Origin of the sequence: Actinoplanes sp. NPDC020271 (genome assembly GCF_044388125.1) — a bacterium.
GTDB lineage: Bacteria > Actinomycetota > Actinomycetes > Mycobacteriales > Micromonosporaceae > Actinoplanes.
Window position 1 is genome coordinate 255,822 of the sequence record NZ_JBIRWQ010000013.1, and the last position, 6,524, is coordinate 262,345.

The following is a 6,524-nucleotide window of genomic DNA, read 5'->3' on the forward strand; positions in this document are numbered from 1 at the left end:
CCGTTCCCCGCGTCCCCCCCCCCCCCCCCCCCCCGGCCCCCCCCCCCCCCGCCGGCCCGCGGGGGGGGCGCGCCCCCCCCCGCCGGCGGCCCCCCCCCCCCCCCCCCCCCCCCCCCCCACGCCTGCTCGTCACCGGCCCGCGCGTCGCGTACCACCGTGGACAGATCCCGCGCCACCACCTGTCGCATGTACGCCACTCCCCCCACCTCGCGCCGGTCGCTGACCAGAGCAGACTGCTCTCCGGGGCCGGCCGGTCGCGCCGGGGAAAACCCTGGTGTCCTGCGCGAGACGGACACACCGGGCAGAATCCCGGCATGATCCGGGACATTCTTCCGGTACGCCGTGAGGCCCGCCTGGTCCTCGTCGGCGTGCTGCTCTCGTCGATCGGGCGCGGCCTGACGCTGCCGTTCCTCTTCATCTACCTGACCGACGTGCGCAGCATGTCCGACGCCGCGGCCGGGCTCGTCATCGGCTGGTTCGGCGCGGTCGTCATGATCCTCGCGCCGGTCGGCGGCACACTGATGGACCGATTCGGGGCACGACCGGTCGCCCTCACCAGCCTGATCGGTCAAACCGTGGGTTCCGTTCTTCTCGCGTACGCCGTGACCCCCGCCCTGGTCTGCCTGGCGCTCACGGTCGCGGCCGCCGGCGTGGCGTCGAGCTGGGCCGGCAACGCCACGATGCTTGCGTCCCTGACCGGTGAACACGAGCGGCAGAGGACCTTCGGGCTGCAGTTCGCGCTGCTCAACCTGGGAATCGGGTGCGGCGGCGTGATCGCCGGGGCGTTCGTCGACGTGCACCGCCCGGGTTCGTTCGTGGCCATCTACCTGCTCGACGCGTTCACGTACCTGATCCCGGCGGCGATCCTGCTCGCCATGCCGGGCGTCGGGCGGCGGCTCACCGCGCCCGGTCACACCGAGCCCCGCACCGGCGGGTACCGCGAAGTGTTCCGCGACCGAGCGTTCCGGCGCCTCCTCATCTTCGGACTCGTGTTGACGACATGCGGATACGGCCAGATCGAGGTCGGTTTCCCCGCTTTCGCCGTACGGACGGCCGACGTCACCCCACGCGTCGTCGCCTGGGCTCTGGCCGCCAACACGATCATGATCGTGGCCGCGCAACTGTTCGTGATGCGCCGCATCGAAGGCCGCAGCCGCAGCCGTACCCTCGCCGTGGTCGGCGCCATCTTCGCCGTGTCCTGGCTGGTCCTCGGCGCGGGCGGAGTGATCGGCGACCGGATCCCGCTGCTCGCCGCGATTCTCGTGATCGCCTGCTCGACCATCTTCGGCTTCGGCGAGACCCTGCTGCAGCCGGTCCAGCCGGCGCTGATCAACGCCCTGGCGCCGGACCGGTTGCGAGGACGCTACAACTCGGCCCACTCCGTCAACTTCGGCATCAGCTCAGTGCTCGGCCCGATCACGGCCGGCCCGCTGATCGGCGCCGGCCACGCCATGACGTGGGTCGCCCTCACCATCGGCGGCTGCCTGCTCGCGTCGGTGCTCGCCCTCACCCTGCACCGGCTGCTCACCACCCACCAGGACGGCCGGGTCGAACTGACCCCCGAACCGGTCGCCGACGACGTGACGTGACCGCCTACTCCGCCCAGGACACCGTGCACTCGTGGCGCTCGGCGGCCTCGCCGAAGAACCCGGCCAGATCCCGGCAGGCGACGGCCAGCCGGTCCCGGATCGCCCGGTCCAGATCGAGGCGGACGCCGACCTGCCGGACGTGGGCCGGCACGCAGGGCTGGGACTACCTCTACGACCCCGGGGCGGTGCCGGGGCCTCCCCATCGATCACGGCGGGCAGGTCAGGATCACTACCGGTAGTCGCCCTCTCGCTGGTGGGGCCGGCCACACCTCATGTAACAAATTGACGTGTTGCGGAACCATTAAAGGAACCTTAAAGAACCTTGAGAGCTGGAACACATGGGTCGATGCTGGGCGGCACTCTCCCCGATTCCCCCATGAAGGGCCGACAATGTCCGATTCGAAGCATCGCCGCCCGTGGCAGCGGCCGCGGTGGCTCGCGGCCGGGACGATCACGCTGGTGGTGACCGGTCTCGGTGTCGCCGGGGTGACCGAGGCGCTCGCCGCGAGCAGCGGCACGATCGTCAGCTCGGCGAACGGCAAGTGCCTGGACGTGACCGACGGCAGTACCGCGAACGGCAACCAGCCACAGATGTGGACGTGTGCCGGCGGGCCGAACCAGAACTGGACCCTGGCCGACAACGGTCAGGTGCAGGCGCTCGGCAAGTGCCTGGACGTGGCGAACAACTCGACCGCCAACGGCGCCGTGATCCACCTGTGGGACTGCTACGACACGGTGGCGACGCAGAAGTGGTCGTACAACGCGTCGACGCACGACCTGGTGAACACCGCGGCGAACAAGTGCCTCGACATCAAGGACAACAACCTCGCCAACGGCGCGAAGCTGCAACTGTGGGACTGCTCCGGCGGCACCAATCAGAAGTGGACGTTCTCCGGCAGCCCGACGACGCCGACGAGCCCACCGACGACCGTGCCGACCAACCCGAACAACCCGGATCTCGGCCCGAACGTGACCGTCTTCGACCCGTCGATGTCGGCCTCGACGATCCAGACCAAGCTGAACTCGGTCTTCAACGCGCAGGTCAGCAACCAGTTCGGCAACGCCCGCTACGCGCTGCTGTTCAAGCCGGGCACGTACTCCAACGACGTCAACGTCGGCTTCTTCACCCAGGTCGCCGGGCTCGGCCTGACCCCCGACCAGGTGAACATCAACGGTCACGTGCACGTCGAGGCGGACTGGTGGCCGGACGGTTCCCAGAACGCGACGCAGAACTTCTGGCGCTCGGCGGAAGGCCTCTCGGTCACGCCCGCCGACGGACTCGACCGCTGGGCGGTCTCGCAGGCCGCGCCGTATCGGCGAATGCACGTACGGGGAAATCTGGCTCTTTCTGATGGTGGCTGGTCCTCCGGGGGCTTCATCGCGGACTCGAAGATCGACGGGCAGATCCAGTCCGGGACGCAGCAGCAGTTCCTGACCCGCAACTCGGCGATGGGCAGCTGGAACGGCTCGAACTGGAACCAGGTGTTCGTCGGCTCGACCGGCGCTCCGGCGCAGAGTTTCCCGTCACCTCCCTACACCACGGTCGGCTCGTCGCCGACGATCGCCGAGAAGCCTTACCTGTACGTCGACGGCACCGGCGCCTACCAGGTCTTCGTCCCGTCGCTGCGGGCGAACGCAGCCGGCACGACGTGGGCCTCCGGCACGCCCGCCGGGTCGTCGCTGCCGATCAGCAGCTTCTACGTGGTGAAGTCCGGTGACACCGCGGCGACGATCAACGCGGCCCTCGCAGCGGGTAAGAACCTGCTGGTCACGCCGGGCGTCTACCACCTGAACCAGACGCTGAACGTGACCCGCGCCAACACCGTCGTGCTCGGTCTGGGCCTGGCCACGTTCATCCCGGACGGCGGCGTGGACGCCATGCACGTCGCCGACGTCGACGGCGTCCGGGTCGCCGGTCTGCTCTTCGACGCCGGCACGACCACTACCAACACGCTGCTGGAGGTCGGCCCGAGCGGCTCGACGGCGACGCACGCGGCCAACCCGACGGTGCTCTCCGACGTGTTCGTGCGGATCGGCGGCGCGATCGCCGGCAAAGCCACGGTCAGCGTGCAGATCAACAGCAACGACGTGATCGGCGACCACGCCTGGATCTGGCGCGCCGACCACGGCAACAGCGGCACGGTCGGCTGGACCACGAACACGGCCCGCAACGGACTGATCGTGAACGGCGACAACGTCACGTTCTACGGCCTGTTCGTCGAGCACTACCAGCAGTACCAGACGATCTGGAACGGTAACGGCGGCCGGACGTACTTCTACCAGAACGAGATGCCGTACGACCCGCCGAACCAGGCCGCCTACATGAACGGCTCGACGCAGGGCTGGGCGGCGTACAAGGTCGCCGACTCGGTCACCAGCCACGAGGCGTGGGGTCTGGGCAGCTACGCCTACTTCAACGTGAACCCGGCGGTCGTGAACGCACGCGCCTTCGAGGTCCCGGTGACCGGTGGCGTGAAGTTCCACGACATGGTGACGGTGTCCCTCGGCGGCACCGGCACGATCACCCACGTGATCAACAACAACGGCGCCGCCGCGAACAGCGGTCACCAGGTCACCTACCTGACGACCGGCCCGTGACCGCCGTCGCCCGGGCGTGCGAACGGGCACGCCCGGGCGACGGCCCCACTCAGCCACGACGTGGCCGGGTCCGTCTGCGCCGCGCCTGAGGACGGCGTGTCATGCGGGTCGCCTCGATGATGGCGACCAGCCGCTCCGTCCGCGCGGCGCTGGAAAGTACCCAGCAGAGCAGGCCTCCGGACGCCACGATCAGCAGAACGGCGCAGATCGCGACGGGACCACCGGCGGTGACGAGCGCGGCCACCATGCCACCGAGCCCGGAGATGCCGAGTGCGGACTTCATCGGCGATCCCTGACCCGCAGCTCACGGCGAAGCATCAGCGCCGACACGAATTGATTGGCGGCATAGGAGAGCTGGGCGGCTGGTCTCGCCCGACGCTCCGCGAGGCTCAGCAGTTCGGCGTAGAACTCCTCGCCGTATCGGTCGCGGTGCTCCGATGGAATGATACCGATGCTCAGCTCGACGAGTCGTGCCGCTTGCCGCTGAGGCAGGCAGGCGGCATCCCGCGACACAGCCGGCAGGATCACGAACGGCGGTATCTCGCCGCCCAGGCCAAGACCTCGAAGTTGAAGACGCAGCGAACGGATTTGCACGACATGGCGATGCAAGTCGTGGGAATAGTCAGCGCCGTCTCGCCCCACCACCACGGCAAGAGCCGCCTGAGACTGTTGCAGTGCTCGCATCAGTTGCGTGCCCGTCCGCCCGGCGACCGCCGCGGCGGCACGCCGGGCGCGAGCTCGCCGTGCCGCGGAGCCGAGCGTGCTCAACTCCGCCTCGGTGATCAGCGATCGGTCGCCCAGCGCCGCCAGCCCCGCCAGGTAGTGCGTGGCCTCCTGGTCATGAGCCCTCCGCACCAGGAAAACGAGTGCGGCCAGGGGAACCAGCATTTTCACGACGAGGACCAGAAGTATCCCAGCGGGCACCTCGGGCAGGACGGAGATCGGGCTGTTCCAGATGACATGACTGATCCAAGCCGAGGCGACCCCCGCCGACGCGACGCCGATCCGGTAGTAGATCGGTCGATCGTGACGTGCGATGGCGTGGAGCAGGCCGGCACCGGCGAGCGCGCTGAAGATCGTGTGGCTGGTGACACCGGCCAGAAGGCCTCGGACGACGAACGTGGTGAGCACGGGCGTCAGGGCGTCTCCATCACCTTGCAGCGCCACTGAGCCGACTGCGAAAACGACGTCCTCGCAGATCTGGAAACCCAAGCCGACCAACGCGCCGATGACGATACCGTCCAGCGCCCTCGTCAGGCTCTTTCGCGTCGCGAGAAGCACGGCCAGGATGCCCAGGGTCTTGACGATCTCCTCGACGGAGGGGCCGGCGATCATTGCACCCCACTCGGCGGCGAAGCCCGGGCCGATCCGTTTGGCGATGAGGCTGTCAAGGGCGGTGGAGGCCGGAATGGTGACCGCCGGAGCCACGGAAGCTCCCCAGGCGAAGGCGAGCATGAACACAAGCGGCCTACGACGGTCGAAATAGGCGAGAGCACGGATGAGGAACCACACGGGAGCGATCAAGGTGAGGAACAGCAGGAGTGCGGTCACCGTCGCCGCCGGGTACGTCCTCATGAACCGTACGACGATCATGCCCATCCGTCCGGCCCCGGCCGCCAGCACCGCCAGCACGACCAGCGTAACCATCATGGGCAGCCTCGGGCTGCGGAGCAGAGCGGCCCGGCTCTTCATGCGTCGCCGCCGGCAATTCCGGGCCATGGCCGGACGACAGGCAGAACAGGGGCGCGTCGAGTTCGGGGTTGCAACGCCTCCGCGGCAAGCAGGGCGCCGTCGGCGCTCAACCGGTAGTAGCGCCGGCGCGGGCGGCCCGCCTCGGCGGGATCGGTGTCCTCCCAATGCGACTCGAGCCAACCCAGCCCCTCGAGCCGGGCGAGGATCGGATGGATGGTGCCACTGGGCAGACCCGCCGATTCGCAGATCTCCAAGCCGTACAGCTCACGGCTTGGCTCGGCCAGCAGAGTGCGCAGGACCAGTTTCGTCGCCTGGGTCATCCGGGGTGCGCGTGACGCCATGGTCGTACTCTACCTAGACCCCTAGGTAGAGTACGACCATCCGTTCTTTCGCCATCCGAACCGCGGACCGCCCCACGAGCAGTCGGAGGTCACGCAGGGTTCACAGCACCCTTGTGAAGCTGCGCTGACCATGACCGCTGAGCTGCTCATCAGGGGAGACCGCGGCGGCGGACGATCCCGTAGCGCACCCTGGCCCTGGTCCGAGAAACCGGCAACCGGATGGCGACGGGAGCGCCACCGATCTGCGATCACCGGAGTTGAGCGCTCGACGAAGAGAACGGTGCAACCGGCGAACACGCCGGGG

At 68.8% G+C, this 6,524-nt stretch carries 6 protein-coding genes; 2 read left to right on the forward strand and 4 right to left on the reverse strand.

Annotated elements, in window-relative coordinates:
- Nucleotides 1–314: 314 nt before the first annotated feature.
- Nucleotides 315–1,589, forward strand: coding sequence for an MFS transporter (locus ACH442_RS27625; RefSeq protein WP_396341013.1), 1,275 nt, complete (start codon nt 315–317; stop codon nt 1,587–1,589).
- Nucleotides 1,590–1,593: 4 nt separating this feature from the next.
- On the opposite strand, the gene ACH442_RS27630 is transcribed toward ACH442_RS27625, so the two are convergent.
- Complete coding sequence (locus tag ACH442_RS27630; RefSeq protein WP_396341014.1) at nt 1,594–1,740, reverse strand: hypothetical protein; 147 nt, start codon at nt 1,738–1,740, stop codon at nt 1,594–1,596.
- 239 nt (nt 1,741–1,979) lie between these two features.
- Here ACH442_RS27630 and ACH442_RS27635 point away from each other — a divergent pair, with 239 nt between their 5' ends.
- Nucleotides 1,980–4,187 carry a ricin-type beta-trefoil lectin domain protein gene (locus ACH442_RS27635; protein ID WP_396341015.1) on the forward strand — a complete coding sequence of 736 codons (2,208 nt, stop codon included), beginning with the start codon at nt 1,980–1,982 and terminating at the stop codon, nt 4,185–4,187.
- Between the two features lie 49 nt (nt 4,188–4,236).
- On the opposite strand, the gene ACH442_RS27640 is transcribed toward ACH442_RS27635, so the two are convergent.
- Genes ACH442_RS27640 through ACH442_RS27650 form a run of 3 tightly spaced genes read right to left on the reverse strand, consistent with a single transcriptional unit; the run spans nt 4,237 to nt 6,220 of the window.
- Nucleotides 4,237–4,470 carry a hypothetical protein gene (locus ACH442_RS27640; RefSeq protein ID WP_396341016.1) on the reverse strand — a complete coding sequence of 78 codons (234 nt, stop codon included), beginning with the start codon at nt 4,468–4,470 and terminating at the stop codon, nt 4,237–4,239.
- The gene (locus ACH442_RS27645; protein WP_396341017.1) at nt 4,467–5,837 is read right to left on the reverse strand and encodes a PrsW family intramembrane metalloprotease; all 1,371 of its coding nucleotides are present in this window, start codon (nt 5,835–5,837) and stop codon (nt 4,467–4,469) included. Before ACH442_RS27645 ends, ACH442_RS27640 begins: the two co-directional genes overlap by 4 nt.
- 38 nt (nt 5,838–5,875) lie before the next feature.
- Nucleotides 5,876–6,220, reverse strand: a complete 345-nt coding sequence (locus ACH442_RS27650; protein WP_396341018.1) for a PadR family transcriptional regulator — start codon at nt 6,218–6,220, stop codon at nt 5,876–5,878.
- Nucleotides 6,221–6,524: the final 304 nt, after the last annotated feature.

Bases quoted from the DNA above. Each gene is read 5' to 3' on its own strand.
- ACH442_RS27625 (WP_396341013.1), top strand. From the start codon at position 315: ATGATCCGGGACATTCTTCCGGTACGCCGTGAGGCCCGCCTGGTCCTC.
- ACH442_RS27635 (WP_396341015.1), top strand. From the start codon at position 1,980: ATGTCCGATTCGAAGCATCGCCGCCCGTGGCAGCGGCCGCGGTGGCTC.
- ACH442_RS27640 (WP_396341016.1), bottom strand. From the start codon at position 4,470: ATGAAGTCCGCACTCGGCATCTCCGGGCTCGGTGGCATGGTGGCCGCG.
- ACH442_RS27645 (WP_396341017.1), bottom strand. From the start codon at position 5,837: ATGATGGTTACGCTGGTCGTGCTGGCGGTGCTGGCGGCCGGGGCCGGA.
- ACH442_RS27650 (WP_396341018.1), bottom strand. From the start codon at position 6,220: ATGGCGTCACGCGCACCCCGGATGACCCAGGCGACGAAACTGGTCCTG.